The sequence below is a fragment of the Dietzia sp. PP-33 genome (genome assembly GCF_033790845.1).
Classification (GTDB): domain Bacteria; phylum Actinomycetota; class Actinomycetes; order Mycobacteriales; family Mycobacteriaceae; genus Dietzia.
The window spans coordinates 110,841-132,113 of record NZ_JAMYEI010000004.1 but is presented as its reverse complement, the minus strand read 5'-3'; the positions used below and the strand labels follow the sequence as shown (position 1 = coordinate 132,113).

The following is a 21,273-nucleotide window of genomic DNA, read 5'->3' as shown; positions in this document are numbered from 1 at the left end:
ATGGACAGGACCAACCCGTACAACGCCGACGCCCGCGCGTACAGCTCCGAACTCGACATCCGCATCACCGACTCGTCACTGCGAGACGGATCGCACCACAAGCGCCACCAGTTCTCCGTCGAGGACGTGCGCAACGTCGTCGCCGCGCTCGACGGTGCCGGTGTCCCCGTCATCGAGGTCACCCACGGTGACGGTCTCGGCGGCGCCTCCTTCAACTACGGCTTCGCGAAGTCCTACGACCAGGAGCTCATCAGGGCGGCGGCCGAGACCGCCACCCAGGCCAAGATTGCCTTCCTCACGCTCCCGGGCCTGGGGATCAAGGACGACATCCTCGCCGCACGCGACAACGGTGGCTCCATCTGCCGCGTCGCGACCCACTGCACCGAGGCCGACGTCTCCATCCAGCACTTCGGGTATGCCCGCGACCTCGGACTCGAGACGGTGGGCTTCCTCATGATGAGCCACACCCAGCCGCCGGAGGTGCTGGCGAGGCAGGCCCGCATCATGGCGGACGCGGGGTGCCAGTGCGTGTACATCGTCGACTCGGCGGGGGCGCTTGTCATGGACCAGGTGTCCGACAGGGTCGCGGCGGTGGTCGCGGAGCTCGGCGATGACGCGCAGGTGGGATTCCACGGACACGAGAACCTCGACGTGGGCGTCGGGAACTCGATCATGGCCATCCGTGCGGGAGCGCAGCAGATCGACGGATCCACCCGCCGTTTCGGTGCGGGCGCCGGCAACACCCCGGTCGAGGCGCTCGTGGGCGTGTGCGACAAGCTCGGCATCACCACCGGTGTCGACTTCTTCAAGATCGCGGACGCCGCCGAGGACGTGGTGCGACCGCTCATGCCCACCGAGTGCGTGGTCGACCGCTCGGCGCTGATGCTCGGCTACGCGGGCTGCTACTCCTCGTTCCTCAAGCACGCCGAGGGCCACGCCAACCGCTATGGTGTGCCGTCGTCGGAGATCCTCATCCGGGCGGGGGAGCGTCGCCTGGTGGGTGGTCAGGAGGACCAGCTCATCGACATCGCTCTGGAGATCCAGAAGGAGCAGGTCAACGCCTGATCCCGCCCGGGGCTCGCTCCAGGGCGCCAGCCCCGCGGCTGCGGGTGCGTGTGGCCCCTGTCGTAGCGGTTCACACGCCGGCGTCGGTCACTCCGAGTAGGAGACCTCCACGCGATCGGTCTTGGGCAGGAGCTGGCAGCTCAGGACGTACCCCTCCTCGACCTCCTCCGGATCGAGGATCCCGTTGTGGATCATCTCGACCTCGCCGGACTTGAGGACGCAGGCGCACGCCGAGCACTCACCCTTCCGGCAGGAGAACGGTGCCTTGATGCCCTTGGACAGGAGCACGTCCAGGAGCGGGGTGTTGCGGGGCCACGAGATCTCGTGGGTCTCGTCGTCGAGTTCCACGATCGCGGTGGCCGGGCCCACCCCGTCGTCGCCGGGGGAGTCGTCGATCACGATCTCGGCGAACGGGTCGCCTTCGATGGAGGAGAACACCTCGGTGTGGATGAGGTGCATGTCGGCCCCCGAGCGCCGGAGTCCGTCCTTGACCGTCTCCATGAACGGTGCCGGACCACAGATGTACGAATGGCGCTTGGTGGCCACCGGATGCAGGAGGTTGCCGATCATCTCGGGGGAGGGGATTCCGGACACCGACTCGAGCCAGTGGAGGACCGTGAGCCGGTCGGGGTTCTCCCGCTGCAGGGTCTGCAGTTCGTCCTTGAAGATCACGGACTTCTCATCCCGGTTGGCGTACACCATCACGATGTGCCCGGTGCCCTGGGCGAGCGCCGACTTCAGGATCGACATGACCGGGGTGATCCCGGATCCCGCCGCCAGGAGGATGAAGTCCTGGTCGAGGTTCTTGGGTGTGAAGATCCCGGACGGCGCCAGCACGTGCATGGCCATGCCGGCCTCGGCGTTGTCGCACAGCCAGTTGGAACCGTAGCCGTCGACCGTGCGCTTGACGGTCACCTTCAGCTTGGATTCCTCGGTGGGCGAGCTCGAGAGCGAGTAGCACCGCGCCACCGACCCGGTCTGGTCGCTGGGGATCCGCAGGGTCAGGAACTGCCCGGGGGTGTAGCGGAAGTCGTCCTCGGCGCCGGCGGGGACGTCGAAGACGATCGACTTGGCGTCGGCGGTCTCCTCGATCACCTCGGCGATCGAGAGTTCGCGCACGAAGGAGCCGAGTTGTGGGGTGTCGGTCATGGATTGGGAGCCTATCGCTTGAATGCGGCGGGGCGGGCGGTCACTCCGGGGCGTACAGCGGATTGACCATGTGGTCGGCATCGGCCGGGTCGACACCCTCCGAGAGGGTGATCAGGCCCTCCGCATACGCGTACCGGATGCTGGCGAGCATCCGGGGACAGGTGTCCTCGCCCTGCGGCCGCTCGCCGCCCCCTCGCCACTCGGTGAGCACGGGACACGAGCGGTCGCTGCCCTCGGTCCACTGGATGGAGGTGTGCTTCTCGCTGTTCTTCCGCACGGCGGCGCAGGCCCCGCAGGCCTGGCATTCCACGGGCTGGAAGCCTGCCCGGGTGTAGGTCTCGCGGTCCAGGTCGGTGTGGGCGTGCAGTCGCGCGGCGCGCGCCGGGTCGGTCTGGTCCCAGGTGGGCGCGCGCCGCGAATCGTGTTGTTTGAACATCACTTCTCGGACCGGGAGGCTCCGGCTTCCTGGGCGACCTCGGCGATACCCGTGTACTGGGTCTGCGGGGTCGACTCCTCGATCTCCTCCGCGTTCTCTCGGCGGATGTTCTCGGCGACCTCGTTCTCCCAGTACTGGTTGGCCGCGGTGGTGTCGACCTCGAACTCGAAGCGTTCCTGCATCTCGGGCTCGACCTTGTCGCGGTCCACGTAGAACTGCTCGTACCACCGGCGCAGCTGGTAGACGGGTCCGTCCTCCTCGCACAGGAGGGGGTTGGCGATCTGGGACTTGCGCTGCCAGATGCGGACGTCCTGCAGGAAACCCTGGCCGAAGAACGTCGCGATCTTCGCGGCCATCTTGGCCGACGTCTCGTCGTCGAAGCCCTGGGGCTTCTTGACCGACAGTCCGTACATCAGCACGAACGAGTTCTGGTCGATCGGGTAGTGGCAGTTGATGAGGATCGCTTCGGTCTCGAAGTCGCCGTACATCTGCTTGAGGGGATTGATCATGTACGCCGGTCCGAAGTACGAGGCCTCGGACTCCAGGAGCGTGTCACCGTACTTGCCGCCCGTGGGGTCGTGGTCGGGCCGGCCCTTGGTGTTGAGGTATTGGGTGGCCTTCTGCCCCTCGAAGACGTTCTTGAAGTACGTCGGGAACGCGAAGTGAATGTAGTAGAAGTGCGCCATGTCGACCACGTTGTCGACGATCTCCATGCAGTTCGAGCCCTCGATGACGAGGCGGTTCCACTCCCAGTCGGTCCACTCCCCGGTCTCGTACTCCGCGATGGTCGGGATGGCGTCCTCCTCGAGGGGAGGGTTGCCCTCGTGGTCGTGCCAGACGAAGACCTGGCCGGACTGGATGTTGGTGATCCAGGCGCGTGTCTTGGCGCGCAGGGGGACGCGCTTGGCGTAGGGGATGCCCTTGCACTTGCCGTCGCCGCCCCAGCGCCAGTCGTGGAACGGGCACGCGATGTTGCCGTCCTTGACCTCGCCGTCGGAGAGGTCGCCACCGAGGTGGCGGCAATAGGCGTCGAGGACGTTGATCTCACCCTCGTCGTTCGCCCACACGACCAACTTGGAGCCGAAGGCGTGGATGGAGTGGGGCTTGCCGTCGGTGAACTCCTTGACGGTGCCGATGCAGTGCCAGCCGCGGGCGTAGCGCTCCCGGACCTCGCCGGTGTCGATCTCTCGGATGGCTCCGGGGGTCGAGCCGATTGCGGTCATGATGATCCTCCTGAGGGCATGAGCCGGATGAGAACAGGTTATAGAATCGGGATGCTGGTCACAACCAATCCGTGTAGGTGCTGGCACGAGGTGCCATAGCCTGCTGTTCGGGGGGTTCGGTCTGGTGAAAAACTGTAACGTGTTCTAGTCTAGGGTCAAGCGCCCCGTAAAAGCCAGAGAGGTATCACATGAGCGAGCACGCCAACCACGAGGTAATCGACCGGATCAAAGCCCTGCTGCCCGGTTTCGCCGAGCGTGCCCAGGAGACCGAGGACCTGCGCAGGGTCCACCCGCAGAACATCGCGGAGCTCGACGAGGCGGGCTTCTTCAAGCTCTGCCAGCCGGCCCAGTGGGGCGGTTACGAGGCGGACATGGAGGCCTTCTACACCGCGGCGATGACCATCGCGACGGCGTGCCCGTCCACCGGGTGGTGCGCCAGCATCCTCGGGATCCACAACTGGCACCTGGCCCTGTTCCCGCAGCAGGCCCAGGAGGATGTCTGGGGCTCGGACAGCACCGTGCGCATCTCGTCCTCGTACGCCCCGATGGGCGCGGCCAAGAAGACCGACGACGGGTTCCTCCTCAACGGCAAGTGGTCCTGGTCCTCGGGTTGCGACCACGCCGACTGGGTCTTCGTGGGCGGCCCCGTGCTCGACGAGAACGACAAGATGATCGACTTCTGCACCTTCCTCGTGGAGAAGTCGCAGTACGAGATCCTCGACGTCTGGCACGTCGCCGGGCTCAAGGGCACGGGCTCCAACGACATCCTGGTCAAGGACGCGCTCATCCCCGCGCATCGTGTGCTGTCCTTCGGGGACATGGCGAACACCACCAGCCCGGGGCTCGAGGTCAACACCAACCCGATCTACCGGATGCCGTGGGGCACCATCCACCCCACCACCATCTCCACCCCGATCGTGGGCATGGCCTTCGGCTGCTACGAGGTCCATCGCGAGCACCAGCGGGCGCGCGTCCGGGCCGCCTTCGGCACGAAGGCCAAGGACGATCCGTTCGCCAAGGTCCGGCTCGCCGAGGCCGCGGGCGACATCGATGCCGCGTGGCTGCAGTTGATGCGCAACGTGCGGGAGGAGATGGACCTGATCAAGGCCGGTGACTACCCGGGTATGGACATCCGTACCCGCGCGCGTCGCGACCAGGTCCGCGCCACCCAGCGCTCGATCGACGCCATCGGATTGCTGTTCCAGAACTCCGGCGCCCGCGCGCTCGAGGACACCTCGCCGATCCAGCGGTTCTGGCGCGACGCCAACGCCGGTCGGGTCCACGCCGCCAACGAGGCGACCAAGGCGTACATCATGTACGGACAGAACGAGTTCGGCGAAAAGGTCTCGGATTCGATGGTCTGATCCGCCGGAGCGGATCGAGAGGACTGACTTGGCATGGCAATAAGCAACTTCGGATATGTGCGGATCTACGCCACCGATATGGACGCGTGGCGTGAGTACGGCACCAAGGTGCTCGGGTTCGTCGTCGGTTCGGGCGACGACCCGGACGCGCTCTACTTCCGTATGGACGAGAATCCGCACCGGTGGATCGTCGTGCCGGGACCCGAGGACGAGCTCGCCGCGGTGGGCTGGGAGTGCGCGAACGAGGCCGAGCTCGACGACGTGAGGACGCGTCTCGACGCGGCCGGGGTGGCCTGGGAGGAGGCCCCGGACGAGGTCAAACGCGACCGCAAGGTGCGGGGTCTGATCACCTGCGTGGACCCCGCCGGTTTCACGCTGGAGATCTACCACACCATCGCGCTGCAGCACCGTCGCATCCCGACCCCCTACGGGCACCAGTTCGTCACGGGCGATCAGGGCGCGGGACACATCGTGCTCTCTACCCCGGACGAGGTGGCGGCGCTCGAGTTCTACCGCGACGTGCTCGGTTTCTCGCTCCGCGATTCCATGAGCCTGCCCCCGGAGATCGTCGGCCGCCCGGCCGACGGGGAGCCCGCGTGGTTGCGCTTCCTCGGTTGCAACCCCCGCCACCACTCGCTCGCCTTCACACCGTTCCCCAACCCCACCGGGATCATCCACCTGATGGTGGAGGTCGCCTCGGCCGACGACGTGGGCCTGGCGCTCGACAGGGCACTGCGTAAGAAGGTCCAGATGTCGGCGTCGCTCGGCCGGCACGTCAACGACAAGATGCTGAGCTTCTACATGAAGACGCCCGGCGGCTTCGACTGCGAGTACGGCTGCGAGGGCGTACAGGTCGAGGACGACGAGAAGTGGGTCGCGCGGGAGTCGACGGCCGTCAGCCTGTGGGGCCACGACTTCTCCGTCGGCTTCAAATAGACGCATAGGCTGAGTTACGTACGGCTGAGTCCCGTACGGCCGGGCCACACCCCTATCCCCGTCCCCGAGTCCTGGGAGGACCGACTTCTGATGAGCAGTACCGACAAGCCCACGGAGGAGCAGAGCTTCTCCAGCCGGGGACTGCGCGACGCGCTCGGCCAGTTCTGCACGGGGATCACCGTCATCACGGCGGTCAGCGACGACGCTCCGGTGGGCTTCGCCTGCCAGTCCTTCTCCGCGCTCTCCCTCGAACCGCCACTGGTCCTGTTCTGTCCGATGAAGACGTCGGGGTCGTGGAAGGGCATCGAGGCGGCCGGTCGGTTCTGCGTCAACATCCTCTCGGAGGATCAGGAGGATGTCTCGTCCACCTTCGGGCGCCGCGGCGACGACAAGTTCGCGTCGATCGACTGGTCGCCGAGTCCGCTCGGCTCGCCGGTGATCGACGGGGTGATGGCGTGGCTCGACTGTGAGATCGAGCAGGTGCTGGACGGCGGCGACCACTGGATCGTCCTGGGACGCGTCGTCAACCTCGGACCGACCGAGCGGGAGGTGCGACCACTGCTGTTCTACCGGGGCGCGTACCTCAGCATCGAGGAGGACGTGGTCGACCCCACGCCCGAGCAGGAAGAGCTCGCCAACTTCATCACGTCCGCCGACTCGTACACGTGGCTGTGAGCGGCGCGGTGGGGGAGAGCTCGGTGGGGGAGACCGGTGTGACCGCGCCGCTGGCCAGGGCGCTGGCCGAGGCGGAGCGGATCATCCGGTCCGCGCCGCACGTGCGCACCGAGGACGATGTGGCCGAGGGGCTGGACTACCTCCTCGGGACGATCCGTGGGGTGCTCGAGAGCGGGCAGCACCGCGGTCGCAGCCATCCGCAGTTGTTCCAGGCCACCGGCCCGTACACCAAGATGGGCCTGGACAACCCGGACACGCTGTACTTCTACGCCAACCTCACCGACGGTGCCGAATACGTGATCGAAGGTCGTCGCGGCACCACCGCGGACCTGTCCTTCCAGGTCATGGCCGGGACGTACTCGGCGGACGAGCGCGCGGCGTCGCACGCGGCGTTCGACGACCGCGCCCTGGAGATCGACGACGACGGTCGGTACTCGTTCCGTCTGGGGCCGCCACGATACGACGACGACGAGGGCGACGCCGGCTACGTGGTGCTCCGTCCCGGTACCTCGATGATCGCCGTCCGCGAGGTCTACTCGGACTGGGCCGCCGAGGAGGCCGGCTCGGCCGTTCTGCGCCGTGTCGACGCGGTGGGTACCGCCCCGGAGCCGGTGACGCTCGCGGGGCAGGAGAAGTTCTACGCCAAACTCGCGGACGCGCTGACCGGCCGGTTGCAGACCTGGTTGGCGTTCCCGGGATGGTTCTTCGGCGAGCAGCCCCGCAACACCCTCGGCCCACCGCGGCAGACGCCCGGGGGGCTCACCACGCAGTTCTCCTCGGCCGGGGTCTTCGAACTCGGGCCGGACGAGGCCATGGTGATCTCCGTGCCCGTCGCGGGTGCCCCCTACCAGGGCTTCCAGCTGGGCAGCATGTGGTACGCCTCGCTCGAGTACGTGCACCACCAGACCAGCCTGACCGCCGATCAGGCGCACGTCGCGGCGGACGGGATGGTCCACCTCGTGGTGGCCGACCGGGACCCCGGGTTGGCCAACTGGATCGAGACCCTGGGCCACCGGGAGGGCATCATGCAGTTCCGCTGGCAGCGCGTGGACGCCCCGATCACCCCGGAGCAGGGACCGACCGTCAAGGTCGTGCCCGTCGAGTCGCTCGCCGCCGAGGTGCCCGGATACGCCGACCAGCGGGTCACCGCCGAGCAGTGGCGCGAGCGGATCGCCGCCCGACAGGACGCCTTCGCGCGACGGGGCCTCTCATGAGCGGGGCGATCGTGAATGACGCGGACCGGGTCCACGTCGGGACCGTCGACGACCTCCACGCGAGCGCCTCGCGGGCCGTCGGACTCGAGGACTTCGGGGACGGGGAGGACCGTCACCGCGAGGCGCTGGGTGTGCTGCTCGACTCGCTGCACTCCGACGCCGGGCTCACCCCGGCCGGCAGCAAGTACTGGCGGTCCGTGCTCAAGGGCGCGATGGTCGCCCGGCTCGTCTCGCAGGCGGGTTTCGCGGCGGGCCCGGCCCAGGCGGACGTCGAGATCGAGCGGCCCGTCGTCGTCACCGGGCTTCCCCGGACCGGCACCACGGCGCTGCACCGGCTCCTCGGCGCCGACCCCGCCAACCAGGGGTTGGAACTGTGGCTCACGGAAGTGCCCAAGCCGCGGCCACCCCGGGAGCAGTGGGAGGACGACCCCACCTACCGCGGACTGCGGGATCTGTACGCCGGCTTCATGTCGGAGAACCCCGACTACGGCGGCGTGCACTACATCTCCGCCGACGACCTGGAGGAGTGCTGGCAGCTGCTGCGCCAGTCCGCCACGTCGGCCTCGTACGAGTGCCTGAGCAGGCTCGACGGATACTCCAGATGGCTGGAGGGCGTGGACTGGGTGCCCGCCTACCGGCGGCACAAGCGCAACCTGCAGCTGATCGGCGCGGACGACCCCGGACGTCGCTGGGTGCTCAAGAACCCCAGCCACCTGTTCGCGCTCGACGCGCTGCTGGAGGTGTACCCGGACGCCGTGGTGGTGCAGACCCACCGCGATCCGCGCAAGTCCATGGCGTCGATGTTCTCGCTGGCGCACCGGACCGCCGCGGACTGGTCGACCCGCTTCACCCCGGAGTACATCGGGTCCTCGCAGCTCGACCTGTGGGCGCGGGGCGTGGCCGAGTTCGACACGGCCCGCGCCCGGCACGAGGCGGACCCGGCGTCGAGGGCGACCTTCGTCGACGTCGAGCACCGCGAGCTCATCGAGGACCCGGCGGGAGTGGTGGAACGTGTGTACGCCGCGGTCGGCACCGGGCTGGACGAGGGGGTCCGGGAGGCGGTCGAGAGCGAGAACGAGAAGAGCCTGTCCGGCGACCGGGCGCCCGCGCACCGCTACACGCTGGCCGACTACGGGCTGAACGAGGAGCAGATCGCCGAGCGGTTCGCGGGCTACCGGGGGTTGGAGCGCTAGAGGTACGGCCGGACCGCCTCGATGATGCGGTCCGCCACGTCCTCCTTGCAGACGAGCAGGTCGGGGAACTCGTTCTGTTCGCTGTTGTAGACCAGCTCGGAACCGTCGAGTCGGCTGGCGTGCAGGCCGCGTTGGCGGACCACGCCGTACGTCGCGGCCGAATCCCACTGGTGGTGTCCGCTGGTGTGGATGTAGGCGTCGCACTCGTCCTCCACCACGGTGGCGGTCTTGCCGCCGCCCGAGCCGAGGCGGGCGAGGGAGGCACCGAGCGCCTCGGCGAGTTCCTCCGAGAATTCCGGGGGCTCGGCCTCCGAGACGGCGATGCGCAGGCGGTCGTCCTCCCGCGGGGGGACCAGCGGCCCGGGACGCGGACCGCGGATGATGGAGGCCGGCTGATAGGTGGTGGCGCCGCGGCCGGTGATCACCCGCCCGTAGGCGGGCATGGCGATCGCGCAGGCGGTGATCCCGCCGACGCCCTCCGGGTCCTTCTCCCACAGGGCCACGTGTACCGCCCAGTCGGGGCGGCCCTCGGTGCGATACGAGCGGACGCCGTCCAGCGGGTCGATCATCCACACCCGGTCGGCCTCGAGGCGGGCGCGCGAATCCGGGTTCCATTCGCCAAAGACGACGTCGTCGGGACGGGCCACGGAGAGCCGGTCCACCATGACGGCGCGGGCCTCACCCTCGGCGAACTCGGCCAGTTCCTCCGCGGGGACCCGGGAGACCCGGAGGTCGGTGAGCAGCCGCCCGGCCTGGGCCGCCAGATCTTCGGCGAGTCGTTGGTCGTTGGTACGTCCGTGCTCGGGGAAGGGGCTCATACAGGCGATTCTAGAGGCCCGCGGCGGCCTCCAGTGCAGTGAGGATCTCGTGGGGTTGGCCGAGCAACTGGGCCGTGCCGTGGGCGCGTTTGAAGTACAGGTGGGCGTCGTACTCCCACGTGATCCCCACGCCACCGTGGAGTTGGATGGACTCTCCGGCGATCCACTGCAGCGCCTCGGAGCAGTACACCTTGGCGGCGGCGGCCTCGATCTCGGCGGCGTACGCGATCTCGTCGGGGCCGTCCTGGGCCTCGGCGACCGACGCGGCGGCCGAATAGGACAGCGACGCCGCGGTCTCGGCCCTGACGTACATGTCGGCCATCCGGTGCTTGAGAGCCTGGAAGGAGCCGATGGCGCGGCCGAACTGCTTGCGCTCCTGCGTGTACGCCACGGTCGCCTCCAGGACGGCCCGCGCGGCCCCGATCTGTTCGGCGGAGATCGCCGCCCACCCCGCGGCGCGCAGGCGGGGAAGGAAGCTGGGACGGGTCGGGATCGGGGTCGCGGCGACGGACTCGAACTCGACGCGGGCCATCGTGCGGGTGGGATCCATGACCGGGACGCGCGAGATGGTGACCCCGTCCGCGTGGGCGGGGACCTCGAACAGCGCCACGGTGTGCCCGGTGAGGGCCAACACGAGAAGCGACGAGGCGATGTCGGCGCCCAGGACGTGGTGGGCGGTCCCCGTGAGTGTGTCCCCGGTCGCGCGAACTCCTGGTGTCGACCAGCCGCCCTTCGACGCCCAGCAGAGGGCGACCTGCTCGCCGGCGGCGATGCCGGGCAGGATCCGCGCGCAGGCCGCGTCGTCCCCGGCGGCCAGCACGGCCTGCGCGGACAGGACGGCCGAACCGAGCAACGGCGAGGGGGTCAGTCGTCGGCCCAGCTCCTCGCACACCAGGTGGGTCTCCACCCAGGTGGCACCCGCACCGTCGTACCGCTCGGGGATGGACAGCGCGGCCGCGCCGATCTGCTCGCACAGCGTGGACCACAGGGCGGGGTCGTAGCCGTCCGGCGAGGCGAAGGCCGCGCGCACCGCGGCCGGGTCGGAGCGCTTGGTCAGCAGCGCGGCCACCGAGTCACGCAGGGCGGCCTGCTCGTCGGTGTCGACCCCGGGGGCGGTGGTCGTCGTCATCGCGCGCGCTCCAGGCTGTCCAGGACCCGTCCTCGGTGGTAGCTCTGTGTTCCCCACGCCGACTGCAGGGCACGGGTCTTGGTGAGCCACAGCCCCAGGTCGTGCTCGAGGGTGTAGCCGATCGCGCCGTGGATCTGCAGGGCGGTGCGGGCGGAGAGGTGGGCGGCGTCGGCGACGGCCACGCGGGCGGCGGAGACGTCGCGTGCGGCGGCGTGCGGGTCGTCCGGGTTCCCGGCCACCGCGAGTGCGCCCGCCCACAGCAGCGGGCGGGCCATCTCGATCGCGATCGCGACCTCGGCCAGCTGGTGCTTGAGCGCCTGGTACTGGCCGATGACCTTGCCGTACTGCGAGCGCTGCTTGGCGTAGTCCACGCTCATGTCGAGCATCGCCTGCCCCAGGCCCATGAGCTGGGCCGCGGTGCCGAGCGCGCCGTGGTTGACCAGGTCCACGGTGGAGGCGGAGGCGACCCGCTCCCCGCGCTGCGGGGTGAACACGGTGCGCGCCCGGTCGACCGACCGGCGACCGTCGCCGGCCGTGCCGGTGAACACGGCGTCGTCGTCGGCGACCCACAGGTGTGCGGCGACGTGGGCGTCCGGGGCGAACGGCGAGACGCCGGGGACGGCGACCGACGCGAGCGCACCGCCGGCCAGCTCGCCGGCGATGTCGGGGGTGGTCTCCCGGAGTGCGGCCGCGATGCGGGGCGCCACCATGACCGACTCCACGACCGGTCCGGGGACGGCGTGGCGGCCCAGGACCTCCAGGGCGACGACGGCTTCCACGGCCGATGCGCCTGCGCCGCCCGACTCCTCGGTGACCAACAGTGCGGCGACGCCGGTCTCGGCGACACGGCTCCACACCGCCGTGCCGGGGTCGGTGTCACCGGCGCTCCAGGCGCGGATGACCGACGGCACGTCGGATCTGACCAGTAGCGAGTCGATGCTCGCCGCGAAGTCGACGATCTCGGGATCGAGTGCGAATCTCATGGTGCTCTCCAGTCCCGTCAGCCGCGTGGGAGGCCGAGGAGGCGCTCGGCGATGATGTTCTTCTGGACCTCGTTGGTGCCCGCGTAGATGGGCCCGGCGAGGGCGAACAGGTACCCGTCCATCCACTGCTCTCCCGCGAGTTCGCCCGCGGTGCCGAGGACGTCCAGGGCGGTCTCGTGGGTGGCGATGTCCCAGTTCGACCAGAAGACCTTGTTGATCGAGGACTCGAAACCCAGGTTGGCCCCGCCGGTCAGCTTGGTGACGGTGTTCCAGGTACTGAGCTCGTAGGCGCGCGAGCCGATCCAGGCGTCCACCACGCGATCGGCCAGTGCACCGCGGGTGCGCTCGTCGAGGTCCGCCTCGGCCGAGCCCCACAGGTCGAGCAGCCGGTCGGTGGTGGCGAGGAACCGGCCGGGGGAGCGCAGGGAGAGGCCGCGCTCGTTGTTGGCGGTGGACATGGCCACCTTCCACCCCTGGTTGACCTCACCGATCACACCGGAGGAGGCCGGGTGTGCTGGATCATCCGCGACGAAGACGTCCTCGAGGAAGAGCTCGGCGAAGCCGGGCAGGCCGTCGAGCTGGTCGATCGGTCGTACGGTGACGCCGTCGGCCCGCAGGTCGAACATGAAGTAGGTCAGTCCCTTGTGGCGGGGCTCGTCCGGGTCGGTGCGGAACAGGCCGAAGCCCCGGTCGGCGAAGGAGGCGCGGGTGGACCACACTTTCTGGCCGCTGAGGACCCAGCCGCCGTCGACCCTCTTCGCCGTGGAGCGTAGTGAGGCGAGGTCGGAGCCGGCCTCGGGCTCGGACCAGGCCTGCGCCCAGATGTCGTCGGCGCGGGCCATGCGCGGCATGATCACGGCGAGCTGCTCGGGGGAGGCGTGGTCGAACAGCGTGGGGGCGAGCAGGAAGATGCCGTTCTGGCTCACGCGGAGCGGGGCGCCGGCGCGAAAGTACTCCTCCTCGAAGACCACCCAGTTGACCAGTCCGCAGTCGCGGCCGCCGAACTCCTCGGGCCAGGACACGACCGACATGCGGGCGTCGGCCATCGTCCGCTCCCACTCGCGGTGCGCCTCGAACCCCTCGCGGGTGTCCATGTGCGGCAAGGGTTCGGTGGGCACGTTGGCGGCGAGCCAGTCGCGAACCTCAAGGCGGAACTCCTGGGTCGAGGCGTCAAGATCCAGATCCACGACGTCAGCCCTCCGTCTTCCCGGTCGAGCCCTTGTTGGCACTGTCCCGCATCGAGCGCGCGTCCATTCCCCCCAGCGAGGCGGAGAACGAGTCGGTGTCGTCGGGTTCGGCGTTGGCCGAGTGGGCGAACATGTGCCACCCGAACGCGGAGTCCAGCGAGGTCTGCAGGCCCATCTGGTCCTCGTTGGAGTTGATGACCTTCTTGGTCAGCGTGAGACCGAAGGGGGGCATCGCCTTGATCTCGTCCGCGATGGAGTCGACCTTGGCCTGGAGCTCCTCGCGTGGAACGACGTGGTTGAGCATGCCCCACTCCAGCGCCTCGGCCGCGCCGAACCTGCGACCGGTGTAGAGGATCTCCTTGGCGCGTCGCGGACCCAGGACGAAGGCGTGGGCGAAGTACTCGACGCCCGGGATGCCCATCTTGACCACGGGGTCGGAGAAGAAGGCGTCGTCGGAGGCCACGATGAAGTCGCAGACCCAGGCCAGCATGAGACCGCCGGCGATGCACGCGCCGTGGACCTGGGCGATCACCGGCTTGGGGATCTCGCGCCAGCGCCGGCACATCTGGACGTAGACCTCGGTCTCGCGTGCCAATCGGCGGTCGCCGCCGCCCCGGGTGGTGTGGTCCCACCAGATCGAGGCGCGGTTGGGGTACTGCACGTGGTGGTCGCGCTCGGTGGTCCCGATGTCGTGCCCGGCGGAGAAGTGCTTGCCGTTGGCGCGCAACACGATCACCTTGACCGAGTCGTCCTCGACGGCCTTGATGAAGGCGTTGTCCAGCGAGTAGGTCATGACCGAGTTCTGCGCGTTGCGGAAATCGGGGCGGTTGAGCGTGACGTACGCGGTACCGCCGGAGGCCTCATAGGCGACCGGCTGCGTGTCCGGTCCGAGGTCGTCGACCTCGAGGACCGGGGGGATCTGTGCATCGGTCATGAGCTGCGGTTCTCCTTACCTAGCAAGTGCTTGGTTGGTACTGTACCGGACTCCTGCGCGCGAGCGGATCCAGACGCCGTAACCACCGTCGTTCAGACGCCGTAGCCACCGTCGACGTCGAGTTTCTGGCCCGAGATGAAGCCCGCCCGCTCCGAGGCCAGGAACGCCACCGCCTCCGCGATGTCGACGGCGGTGCCGAACCGCCGCAGCGGGATGTTGCCGCGGGTGATCTCCAGCGCCCGCTCGTCGAGGTCGCCGGAGGAGATCAGTCGCTCGGCCATCCCGTCGGTGAGCATCCCCGGGCCCACGCAGTTCACGCGCACCCCGAACCTGCCCTCCTCGGCCGCCAGGGCCCGCGCCAGCTGTTCGACCGCCCCCTTGGGGGCCGCGGACAGACCGTCCCGGACCGGGTAGCGGGTGGTGGCGGCGGTGGTGACGACGACGACGTTGCCGCCCGCCGCGCGCAGGTGCGGCAGCGCGGGGTGCACGATCGCGAAGAACCCGGCGGCGTCCGCGTCCAGCTGGGCGCGCAGTTCGGCGGGGCTGGTCCGGGACAGGTGGACCATGGGCACGTGCGGTCCGGCACAGTGCGCGAGGACGGCTATCCCGCCGTGCCGGGAGCCGATCCCGTCGATCGCGGCGGCCACCTCGTCGTCGCCGTCGTCGTCGCCGCCACCGAGGCCCGGCGCCAGGCGCACGGTCTCCGCCCCCAGTTCCTCCGCCAGGTCCTCCGGCTTCCTCGAGCGGTAACCGAGAGCCAACGGCGCCCCCGGGAACTCGGCCGCCAGGCGCCGGGCGACCGCACCGCCGATGCCGCCGGAGGCGCCGGTGACCAGGACCGCACCGGCGCCGACCGCGGGAGCGCTCATCGCAGGTCGGTCTTGAGGATCTTGCCCGAGGCGTTGCGCGGGAAGGCCTCGACGAACTCCACCGTCCGGGGCCGTTTGAAGTTGGCCAGGTGCTCGGCCGTGAAGTCCAGGACGTGCTGCTCGGTGAGGTCCGACCCTTCCCGGCGGACGATGAAGGCCTTGCCGACCTCGCCCATGCGCTCGTCGGGCACGCCTATCACCGCGGACTCGACCACTCCGTCGATGCGCGCGAGGGCCTGCTCGATCTCGGCGGGGTACACGTTGAACCCACCGGTGATGTACATGTCCTTCAGGCGGTCGGTGATGCGCAGGTTGCCCCGCGCGTCTATCTCCCCGACGTCGCCGGTGTGCAGCCACCCGTCCGGCTCGATGGTCTTCGCGGTGTTCTCGGGATCGTCGAGGTAGCCCTGCATGACCATCTCACCGCGCGTGAGGATCTCGCCGTGCTCCCCGATCCGGATCTCCATGCCCGGGTACGCGCGACCGCAGGTGGTGGCCACGGTGACGTCGTCGTCGTCCGCGGTGGTGGTGGTGATGAAGCCCATCGTCTCGGTCTGGCCGTACGCGGTCAGGACCGTCTCCAGCCCCAGGTCGGACTGCATGCGCTCGACCAGCACGACCGGCACGACAGACGCCCCGGTGACGGCCAGGCGCAGGGAGGACAGGTCGAACTCCGCGCGGTCGGGGGCGTCGAGGATGGTCTGGAAGATCGTCGGCGCGCCCGGCAGGACCGTGGCCCGTTCGCTCTGGACCAGACGCATCGCCTCGGTGGGGGAGTACACGGCCAGTGGGATGACGGTCGCGCCGAACAAGGTGCACACCAGGAAGCCCGCCTTGTAGCCGAAGCTGTGGAAGAACGGGTTGACGATGAGGTAGCGGTCCTGCTCGGTGAGCCCGCCGTTCGAACCCCACGCGCGGGAGCCGGCGATCGTCTGGCGGTGCAGCGCCACCACGCCCTTGCTCCTGCCGGTGGTGCCGGAGGTGAACAGGATGTCGGCCACGTCGTCACCGGTCACCGCGTCGGCGCGGGCGTCGGCCTCGGCGAGCGAGGAGTCGGAGGCCTGCGCCTGGAGGTCGGTGACGTCGACTACGGCGAGGTCGGCGGTCGCGGTGTCCCCGCCGTCGAGGGGGATCCGCACGATCGTGCGCAACCCCGTCGCCCCGGACAGACTGCCTCCGGCCGCCGCGGTCAGGTCGGCGATCCGCTCGGAACCCAGGAACGTGCCGGCGACCACCGCCGCCACTGCATGGGTGCGCTGGATGAGCTCGAGGGTCTCGCTACCGGTGTAGCGGGTGTTGGCGGGGACCACCGCCGCTCCCGCGAACTGGACGCCGAGCGCGGCGACGATCCAGTGGCGGGTGTTGGGCGCCCAGATCACCACCCTGTCGTCCTTCTCCACCCCACGCGCGACGAGCCCGGCCGCGAACCGCCGGACCTCGTCGAGCAGCTGCGACCACGTCCAGCGGGTGGCGTGGCCGGTCTGGATGTCCGCGATCGCCTCGCGGTCCGGCCACTGCTCTGCCGCCCGGCGGAGAGCGGCGGGGGTTGTCTCGACGGCGGTGCTCATGTGCTGCACCGTACCAAGCAAATGCTTGGTCTGTCCCCCCGCTCAGTACTTGAGCGCGCCCCGGTCGAACGGGATCTGGACTCCCGAGATCGATCGGGACCCGTCGCCGGCCAGGTAGGACACCACGTCGGCGACCTCCTCGGGAGGCATGAAGTCCGCCAGGGTGCTGGCGCCGTCCTTGCGTGCGTCCTTGAGGGGCATCGGCGAGAAGCTGTGCAGGAACGACGGGAACCGGCCGAAGAGTTCCGCCATCCCGTCGGGGTCGATCATCGGCGTGTCCACCGAGTAGGGGTGGATGGAGTTGACGCGGATGCCGTACTCACCGGCCTCGAGAGCGAGTGAGTTGGTCAGCGCCACCAGTCCGGCCTTGGAGGCCGAGTAGTGCCCGTTCCCCGGCGTGGCCTTGAGTCCCGCCGACGAGCTGACGATGATGATCGACCCGCCGTTGCCCGCCTCGATCATCGCCGGCACGGCCGCGCGGATCGTCCGCCACGTGCCGCTCAGATTGACGCCGATGACCATGTCCCAGTCGTCCTCCGGCAGCTCCCACAGCCGACCCCAGCTGAGGATGCCGGCGTTGGCGACGAGGATGTCGAGTCGGCCGAAGGTGGCGACGGTGCGGGCGACCAGGTCCTGGAGTGGGCCGAGTTCCCGGATGTCGATGACGGCCGAGAGGGCCTTGCGTCCGGTCTCCTCGACCAGTCGGACGGTCTCGGCGAGGTCGTCCGGTGTGGGTGCCGGGTAGGAGACGGACCCGGACACCGGCGCGCAGATGTCGGTGACGACGACGTCGGCTCCTTCTGAGGCCAGGCGGACCGCGTGGGCCCGGCCCTGGGCCCGGGCGGCTCCGGTGACGAATGCGACCTTGCCGGCCAGGGGCTTGACGGGTGAGTTCATACGGGACATCCAACGCGACGCGGGGGGCGACGGCGGGCGGTTCCGGCGAACCAAGCAAGTGCTTGGTAGTGTGGCCGCATGACCCAGAGCACCAGGCCGGCCTCGGAGTTGACCGACGACGAGTTCGCCGCGGAGTTCCGCACATGGCTGGACGCCAACCTCCAGGGGGATTTCGCCGAGATCAAGGGCGCCGGCGGGCCCGGCAGCGAGCACCAGTTCTTCGCGCGCCGTCTGGCCTGGGAGCGGCATATGGCCGAGGCCGGGTGGACCTGCGTGGGATGGCCGGTCGAGTACGGCGGCCGTGGTGCGTCCCTGAGCCAGCAGGTGCGGTTCCACGAGGAGTACGCGAAGGCCGACGCCCCGGCGCGGGTCTCCCACCTGGGAGAGACGTTGCTCGGCCCCACGCTCATCGCCCACGGCACGCAGGAGCAGAAGGACCGCTTCCTGCCCCGGATCATCGACATCACCGAACTGTGGGCGCAGGGATACTCCGAGCCGGGGGCGGGGTCGGACCTGGCCAACGTGTCCACCACCGCCAGGCTGGACGAGGACGGGAAGTGGCATCTCGACGGGCAGAAGGTCTGGACCTCCCTGGCGCACCTGAGCCAGTGGGTGTTCGTCGTGGCGCGCACCGAGGAGGGCACCAGTCGGCACAAGGGCCTGAGCTTCCTCCTGGTGCCGCTGGACCAGCCGGGCGTGGAGATCCGTCCCATCCAGCAGCTCACCGGGACATCCGAGTTCAACGAGGTTTTTTTCGACGACGCCGTCACCGACGCCGGGATGATCGTGGGGGAGCGGGGCGAGGGCTGGAAGGTGGCCATGACCCTGCTCGAGTTCGAGCGCGGGGTCTCCACGCTCGGCCAGCAGGTCGGCTTCGCCCGCGAGCTCGACCAGCTCGTGGAGATGGCCCACGCCAACGGCAGCGCCGGGGTTCCCGCGGTGCGCGAGCGGATCACCCGCGCGTGGGTCGGGCTCAAGGTGATCCGCGCCCACGCGTTGCGCACCCTCGCCGGGCGCGACGCCTCAGGGGGCACCGCCTCCGCGGCCAAGCTGCTGTGGGCCAACTGGCACCGCGACCTGGGTGAGCTGGCCATGGAGGTCCAGGGTGCGGAGTCGCTCACCGGGCCCACCCACGACTCCGAGGGCGGCGCCGTCGACCTGCACGACCCGGAGCACCTCGAGCTGGCGCAGTGGCAACGGCTCTTCCTGTTCACCCGCTCCGACACCATCTACGGCGGATCCAACGAGATCCAGCGCAACATCATCTCCGAGCGCGTGCTCGGACTACCCCGAGAGGCCAGGCCGTCATGACCCAGCACAAGTCCCCCCTCGCACGAGTTCCCGAGGAGACCCCGGGCCACGGGCTGCTCACGGGCAGGAAGGTCGTGGTGACCGCGGCCGCCGGCACCGGTATCGGCTTCTCCGCCGCCCGCCGGGCCGCTCTCGAGGGCGCGGACGTGCTCGTGTCCGACTTCCACGAGCGCCGGATGAACGAGGCCCGCGACGCGCTGGCCGCGGAGTTCCCCGACCAGCAGTTCGAGGCCATCACGTGCAACGTCCAGTCGACCTCGGACGTCGACGGCCTGATCGCCGGCGCCGCGGAGAAGCTCGGCCGGGTCGACGTGCTGGTCAACAACGCCGGGTTCGGTGGCGAGGGCGAGCTCGTGGACATGACCGACGAGGACTGGGACCGCGTCCTGGACATCACCTTGAACGGCACGTTCCGCGCCACCCGCGCCGCGCTGCGCTACTTCCGCGACGCACCCCATGGCGGCGTGATCGTCAACAACGCCTCGGTGCTCGGCTGGCGCGCGCAGCGGGCGCAGGCGCACTACGCGGCGGCCAAGGCCGGCGTCATGGCCCTGACCCGGTGCTCGGCCATCGAGGGTGCGGACTACGGCGTGCGCATCAACGCGATCGCCCCCTCCATCGCCCGGCACCCGTTCCTCGAGAAGTCGGCCTCGGCCGAACTGCTGGACGAGCTGGCCTCCAAGGAGGCCTTCGGGCGCGCCGCCGAGGTGTGGGAGGTCGCCGCGACCATCGCCATGCTCGCCAGCGACTACACCACCTACCTCACCGGCGAGGTCGTCTCCATCTCGTCCCAGCGGGCCTGAGGCGCCCCTCGCCGCGCGCGTTCCCGGTCAGGCGCCCCGGATCTTCTCGACCTGCCTGACGAAGGTGTCCATGGCGGTGTCGCGGTCCGCGTCGGAGACCGGGCCCGCGCCGTTCGCGGCGGTGACGGACACGCCGATCCCCCGGACGACCCCGGTGAGCAGGACGTTGCCCGTGCGCACCTCTTGGCCCATCATGTCCATGGCGTTGGACTGCGAGATGGCCGCGAAGTGCTCCACGCCCTCCGGGGCCTCCAGCGGCAGCAGGGAGTTCTCGGCCAGGGTCGTGACCTCGGTCCCCTGGAGGGGGATCGTGACCGTCATGGTGGGGCAGTCGGCGATGAGCCGGCCGCGCTCGGGCAGGCTCTCGGTGACGGTCGTCACCGACACGGCGTACGCGGTGTCGCCGCGCTGACCCGCCTGGACGGCCATCGCGCCCGGTTCCGCCTGGGCGAGGAAGGAGTCCTGGTTGAAGTCCGCACACCGCTCCGGCTCGACGCGGACCCCGGCGGCGATGTCCTCGAGTGCCCCGACCCCGCCGGTGATGTCCTCGGTGGAGACGGGGGCCAGGCCGAGATCCGGGGCGTCCTCGGCGTTCAGGACCAGCTGGTCCACGCCCGCCTCCGGGGTGTCGGGCGTGTCCGGGGCGCCCGGCTGCGGTTCCTCCGGGTTCTGCTCCTGTGAGGTCGACGCGGGCGCCGACGTCGAGCCCGGGCTGGCCTCGTCGTCGTCGGTCTGACCGATCGTGCACGCGGTCAGGCTCAGGGCGAGGCCGAACGCCGCCGAGGCCGCGAGGACGCGGCGGCCGGCTCGGCGCGGCTGGGGCCGGGTGGTGGAGCGCATGGTGGGGAGTCTAGGCAGACGGCGACGGCAGGCTGTACCTAGCAAGTGCTTGGTTGGTACTGTGGGCGGCATGACCAGCACGACCAGACGTGAAGAGCTCCTGGCGATCGCCGCCGCGCTCTTCGCCGAGCGCGGCCTCCGTGCCACCACCGTGCGGGACATCGCGGACGCGGCCGGGATCCTCTCGGGCAGCCTGTACCACCACTTCGCGTCCAAGGAGGCGATCGTAGACGAGATCCTCCGGAGTTTCCTCGACTCCCTCTTCGGCGACTACCGCCGGATCGTCGACGCGGGGTCGTCCCCCCGCCAGACGCTCGAGGGGCTGGTCCGCGTGTCGTTCGAGGCCATCCACCGCCACCGGGACGAGGTGGCGATCTACCAGGACGAGCTCAAGCATCTCCGCGGCAACCCCGCATTCGCCTACCTCCGCGAGCGCAACACCGAGTTCCGCGAGATGTGGACCGACGTGCTCCGCCGGGGGATGGAATCGGGTGAGTTCCGCTCCGACCTCGACATCAGGCTCACCTACCGGTTCCTGCGGGACACCGTCTGGGTGGCCGTGCGCTGGTATCGGCCGGAGGACGCCAACGACCACGCCGTGATCGCGGACCAGTACCTGCACATCGTGCTCGACGGCCTCGCCGTCGACTGACATCCCGACCCCTATCTAGATCTCATC

At 69.6% G+C, this 21,273-nt stretch carries 21 protein-coding genes; 9 read left to right on the top strand and 12 right to left on the bottom strand.

Annotated features, from left to right (window positions below; all coding sequences use genetic code 11):
* Entirely contained in the window at nt 1–1,065 is a 1,065-nt protein-coding gene (gene dmpG, locus NJE57_RS08755) for a 4-hydroxy-2-oxovalerate aldolase (RefSeq protein WP_319028017.1), read from the top strand.
* A gap of 87 nt (nt 1,066–1,152) precedes the next feature.
* On the opposite strand, the gene NJE57_RS08750 is transcribed toward dmpG, so the two are convergent.
* Genes NJE57_RS08750 through NJE57_RS08740 form a run of 3 tightly spaced genes read right to left on the bottom strand, consistent with a single transcriptional unit; the run spans nt 1,153 to nt 3,873 of the window.
* Entirely contained in the window at nt 1,153–2,214 is a 1,062-nt protein-coding gene (locus tag NJE57_RS08750) for a ferredoxin--NADP reductase (protein WP_319028016.1), read from the bottom strand.
* 40 nt (nt 2,215–2,254) lie between these two features.
* Nucleotides 2,255–2,650: a hypothetical protein gene (locus NJE57_RS08745; protein WP_319028015.1), complete on the bottom strand. Its 396-nt coding sequence runs from the start codon at nt 2,648–2,650 to the stop codon at nt 2,255–2,257.
* Nucleotides 2,650–3,873: a Rieske 2Fe-2S domain-containing protein gene (locus NJE57_RS08740; protein WP_319028014.1), complete on the bottom strand. Its 1,224-nt coding sequence runs from the start codon at nt 3,871–3,873 to the stop codon at nt 2,650–2,652. The genes NJE57_RS08745 and NJE57_RS08740 overlap by 1 nt, the downstream gene beginning before the upstream one ends.
* A 188-nt stretch (nt 3,874–4,061) precedes the next feature.
* Between NJE57_RS08740 and hsaA the strand changes: the two genes are divergently transcribed.
* The 5 genes from hsaA (at nt 4,062) to NJE57_RS08715 (ending at nt 9,255) form a co-directional block, all read left to right on the top strand.
* The gene (hsaA, locus tag NJE57_RS08735) at nt 4,062–5,237 is read left to right on the top strand and encodes a 3-hydroxy-9,10-secoandrosta-1,3,5(10)-triene-9,17-dione monooxygenase oxygenase subunit (RefSeq protein WP_319028013.1); all 1,176 of its coding nucleotides are present in this window, start codon (nt 4,062–4,064) and stop codon (nt 5,235–5,237) included.
* Between the two features lie 33 nt (nt 5,238–5,270).
* Nucleotides 5,271–6,173 (top strand): iron-dependent extradiol dioxygenase HsaC, encoded by a 903-nt coding sequence (hsaC, locus tag NJE57_RS08730; protein ID WP_319028012.1) that lies wholly within the window; start codon nt 5,271–5,273, stop codon nt 6,171–6,173.
* A gap of 90 nt (nt 6,174–6,263) precedes the next feature.
* On the top strand, nt 6,264–6,848 hold the full coding sequence (gene hsaB / locus NJE57_RS08725) for a 3-hydroxy-9,10-secoandrosta-1,3,5(10)-triene-9,17-dione monooxygenase reductase subunit (protein WP_319028011.1): 585 nt from the start codon (nt 6,264–6,266) through the stop codon (nt 6,846–6,848).
* A complete protein-coding gene (locus NJE57_RS08720) occupies nt 6,845–8,062 on the top strand; it encodes a hypothetical protein (protein WP_413464393.1) in 1,218 nt (405 codons plus the stop codon). The genes hsaB and NJE57_RS08720 overlap by 4 nt, the downstream gene beginning before the upstream one ends.
* 11 nt (nt 8,063–8,073) lie before the next feature.
* Nucleotides 8,074–9,255, top strand: a complete 1,182-nt coding sequence (locus NJE57_RS08715) for a sulfotransferase family protein (RefSeq protein WP_413464387.1) — start codon at nt 8,074–8,076, stop codon at nt 9,253–9,255.
* On the opposite strand, the gene NJE57_RS08710 is transcribed toward NJE57_RS08715, so the two are convergent.
* The 8 genes from NJE57_RS08710 to NJE57_RS08675 all read right to left on the bottom strand — a co-directional run bounded on the left by NJE57_RS08710 (nt 9,252) and on the right by NJE57_RS08675 (nt 17,640).
* The gene (locus NJE57_RS08710; protein ID WP_319028008.1) at nt 9,252–10,073 is read right to left on the bottom strand and encodes an inositol monophosphatase family protein; all 822 of its coding nucleotides are present in this window, start codon (nt 10,071–10,073) and stop codon (nt 9,252–9,254) included. The two genes, NJE57_RS08715 and NJE57_RS08710, sit on opposite strands and share 4 nt — an antisense overlap.
* 10 nt (nt 10,074–10,083) lie before the next feature.
* Complete coding sequence (locus NJE57_RS08705; RefSeq protein ID WP_319028007.1) at nt 10,084–11,202, bottom strand: acyl-CoA dehydrogenase family protein; 1,119 nt, start codon at nt 11,200–11,202, stop codon at nt 10,084–10,086.
* Nucleotides 11,199–12,185, bottom strand: a complete 987-nt coding sequence (locus NJE57_RS08700) for an acyl-CoA dehydrogenase (protein ID WP_319028006.1) — start codon at nt 12,183–12,185, stop codon at nt 11,199–11,201. The genes NJE57_RS08705 and NJE57_RS08700 overlap by 4 nt, the downstream gene beginning before the upstream one ends.
* A gap of 17 nt (nt 12,186–12,202) precedes the next feature.
* Complete coding sequence (locus NJE57_RS08695; RefSeq protein WP_319028005.1) at nt 12,203–13,372, bottom strand: acyl-CoA dehydrogenase family protein; 1,170 nt, start codon at nt 13,370–13,372, stop codon at nt 12,203–12,205.
* Nucleotides 13,373–13,376: 4 nt separating this feature from the next.
* On the bottom strand, nt 13,377–14,306 hold the full coding sequence (locus tag NJE57_RS08690) for an enoyl-CoA hydratase (protein WP_319028004.1): 930 nt from the start codon (nt 14,304–14,306) through the stop codon (nt 13,377–13,379).
* A 92-nt stretch (nt 14,307–14,398) separates the two neighbouring features.
* Nucleotides 14,399–15,175 (bottom strand): SDR family NAD(P)-dependent oxidoreductase, encoded by a 777-nt coding sequence (locus NJE57_RS08685; RefSeq protein WP_319028003.1) that lies wholly within the window; start codon nt 15,173–15,175, stop codon nt 14,399–14,401.
* The gene (locus tag NJE57_RS08680; RefSeq protein WP_319028002.1) at nt 15,172–16,743 is read right to left on the bottom strand and encodes a FadD3 family acyl-CoA ligase; all 1,572 of its coding nucleotides are present in this window, start codon (nt 16,741–16,743) and stop codon (nt 15,172–15,174) included. Before NJE57_RS08680 ends, NJE57_RS08685 begins: the two co-directional genes overlap by 4 nt.
* 42 nt (nt 16,744–16,785) lie before the next feature.
* Nucleotides 16,786–17,640 (bottom strand): mycofactocin-coupled SDR family oxidoreductase, encoded by an 855-nt coding sequence (locus tag NJE57_RS08675; protein WP_319028001.1) that lies wholly within the window; start codon nt 17,638–17,640, stop codon nt 16,786–16,788.
* A gap of 78 nt (nt 17,641–17,718) precedes the next feature.
* On the opposite strand from NJE57_RS08675, the gene NJE57_RS08670 reads away from it, so the two are divergent.
* Together NJE57_RS08670 and NJE57_RS08665 are read left to right on the top strand one after the other, a co-directional pair.
* Nucleotides 17,719–18,951 carry an acyl-CoA dehydrogenase family protein gene (locus NJE57_RS08670; RefSeq protein WP_319028000.1) on the top strand — a complete coding sequence of 411 codons (1,233 nt, stop codon included), beginning with the start codon at nt 17,719–17,721 and terminating at the stop codon, nt 18,949–18,951.
* The gene (locus NJE57_RS08665) at nt 18,948–19,754 is read left to right on the top strand and encodes an SDR family oxidoreductase (RefSeq protein WP_319027999.1); all 807 of its coding nucleotides are present in this window, start codon (nt 18,948–18,950) and stop codon (nt 19,752–19,754) included. The genes NJE57_RS08670 and NJE57_RS08665 overlap by 4 nt, the downstream gene beginning before the upstream one ends.
* Nucleotides 19,755–19,781: 27 nt before the next feature.
* Here NJE57_RS08665 and NJE57_RS08660 read toward each other — a convergent pair whose 3' ends face one another.
* A complete protein-coding gene (locus NJE57_RS08660; protein WP_319027998.1) occupies nt 19,782–20,594 on the bottom strand; it encodes a hypothetical protein in 813 nt (270 codons plus the stop codon).
* 70 nt (nt 20,595–20,664) lie between these two features.
* Here NJE57_RS08660 and NJE57_RS08655 point away from each other — a divergent pair, with 70 nt between their 5' ends.
* Nucleotides 20,665–21,246, top strand: a complete 582-nt coding sequence (locus tag NJE57_RS08655; protein ID WP_319027997.1) for a TetR/AcrR family transcriptional regulator — start codon at nt 20,665–20,667, stop codon at nt 21,244–21,246.
* Nucleotides 21,247–21,273 lie beyond the last annotated feature (27 nt).

Excerpts from the sequence above, each read along its gene's own strand:
- dmpG (WP_319028017.1), top strand. The coding sequence starts at position 1 with ATGGACAGGACCAACCCGTACAACGCCGACGCCCGCGCGTACAGCTCC.
- NJE57_RS08750 (WP_319028016.1), bottom strand. The coding sequence starts at position 2,214 with ATGACCGACACCCCACAACTCGGCTCCTTCGTGCGCGAACTCTCGATC.
- NJE57_RS08745 (WP_319028015.1), bottom strand. The coding sequence starts at position 2,650 with ATGTTCAAACAACACGATTCGCGGCGCGCGCCCACCTGGGACCAGACC.
- NJE57_RS08740 (WP_319028014.1), bottom strand. The coding sequence starts at position 3,873 with ATGACCGCAATCGGCTCGACCCCCGGAGCCATCCGAGAGATCGACACC.
- hsaA (WP_319028013.1), top strand. The coding sequence starts at position 4,062 with ATGAGCGAGCACGCCAACCACGAGGTAATCGACCGGATCAAAGCCCTG.
- hsaC (WP_319028012.1), top strand. The coding sequence starts at position 5,271 with ATGGCAATAAGCAACTTCGGATATGTGCGGATCTACGCCACCGATATG.
- hsaB (WP_319028011.1), top strand. The coding sequence starts at position 6,264 with ATGAGCAGTACCGACAAGCCCACGGAGGAGCAGAGCTTCTCCAGCCGG.
- NJE57_RS08710 (WP_319028008.1), bottom strand. The coding sequence starts at position 10,073 with ATGAGCCCCTTCCCCGAGCACGGACGTACCAACGACCAACGACTCGCC.
- NJE57_RS08705 (WP_319028007.1), bottom strand. The coding sequence starts at position 11,202 with ATGACGACGACCACCGCCCCCGGGGTCGACACCGACGAGCAGGCCGCC.
- NJE57_RS08700 (WP_319028006.1), bottom strand. The coding sequence starts at position 12,185 with ATGAGATTCGCACTCGATCCCGAGATCGTCGACTTCGCGGCGAGCATC.
- NJE57_RS08690 (WP_319028004.1), bottom strand. The coding sequence starts at position 14,306 with ATGACCGATGCACAGATCCCCCCGGTCCTCGAGGTCGACGACCTCGGA.
- NJE57_RS08685 (WP_319028003.1), bottom strand. The coding sequence starts at position 15,175 with ATGAGCGCTCCCGCGGTCGGCGCCGGTGCGGTCCTGGTCACCGGCGCC.
- NJE57_RS08680 (WP_319028002.1), bottom strand. The coding sequence starts at position 16,743 with ATGAGCACCGCCGTCGAGACAACCCCCGCCGCTCTCCGCCGGGCGGCA.
- NJE57_RS08675 (WP_319028001.1), bottom strand. The coding sequence starts at position 17,640 with ATGAACTCACCCGTCAAGCCCCTGGCCGGCAAGGTCGCATTCGTCACC.
- NJE57_RS08670 (WP_319028000.1), top strand. The coding sequence starts at position 17,719 with ATGACCCAGAGCACCAGGCCGGCCTCGGAGTTGACCGACGACGAGTTC.
- NJE57_RS08665 (WP_319027999.1), top strand. The coding sequence starts at position 18,948 with ATGACCCAGCACAAGTCCCCCCTCGCACGAGTTCCCGAGGAGACCCCG.
- NJE57_RS08660 (WP_319027998.1), bottom strand. The coding sequence starts at position 20,594 with ATGCGCTCCACCACCCGGCCCCAGCCGCGCCGAGCCGGCCGCCGCGTC.
- NJE57_RS08655 (WP_319027997.1), top strand. The coding sequence starts at position 20,665 with ATGACCAGCACGACCAGACGTGAAGAGCTCCTGGCGATCGCCGCCGCG.